Here is a 614-nt window from a genome sequence, read left to right on the forward strand (position 1 = left end):
CTGTAGATTTTTTTGCAGATAAAGTTGGTGAATTTCAGTATAGCAGTACAGGATTGTGTAAAGTTGAAATTGCAGGAGGCAATACCGTAATAGTAGACTGTTCCATTTTCTGCGGTGAAATAGGGAATGCCCGTACTGGAACCATTATAGTTGAACCTGTAATCCCAAACGACTTAGACGAATCAGACGGAAGTAAATAATTATGAAAAGTAAAACAATAGGAGAAATAGTGACTATGGACGGACGAACAGCAACAGTTTTCAATAAATTTGGATTAGATTTTTGTTGCAATGGAGATGTGACAATTAAGTCAGCTTGTTTGGATAAGGGATTAGATGTTCAAGAAGTGCTGGTTGAGATTCAATCATTAATGAATAATGGAGATACGCAAGATAATTTATTTGATGAAATGAGTTTAGATAAATTGAGTCAATATATTTGTGTTCATCATCATCAATACATTAGAGATACAGCACCAGCCATTGCTAAATTTACAGATAAAGTAGCGAAGGTACATGGTAAAAACCATCCAAATACCATTGAAATTGCAAGCTTATTTGATGATTTAAGATTTGAACTTAAACAGCACATGTTGAAAGAAGAAAGGTGTTTGT

Annotated in this window: 2 protein-coding genes; both read left to right on the plus strand. The window is 33.9% G+C overall.

Features of this window, described 5'->3' with window-relative positions; translation table 11 throughout:
• The coding region (locus tag QGG57_07075; protein MDP7007916.1) for a hypothetical protein at positions 1 to 200 on the plus strand (200 nt) is incomplete at its 5' end.
• A gap of 2 nt (positions 201 to 202) precedes the next feature.
• Positions 203 to 614 (plus strand): DUF542 domain-containing protein (locus tag QGG57_07080; GenBank protein ID MDP7007917.1); only part of this gene is annotated, 412 nt, incomplete at its 3' end.

The organism is Candidatus Poseidoniia archaeon (assembly GCA_030748895.1).
GTDB lineage: Archaea > Thermoplasmatota > Poseidoniia > MGIII > CG-Epi1 > UBA8886.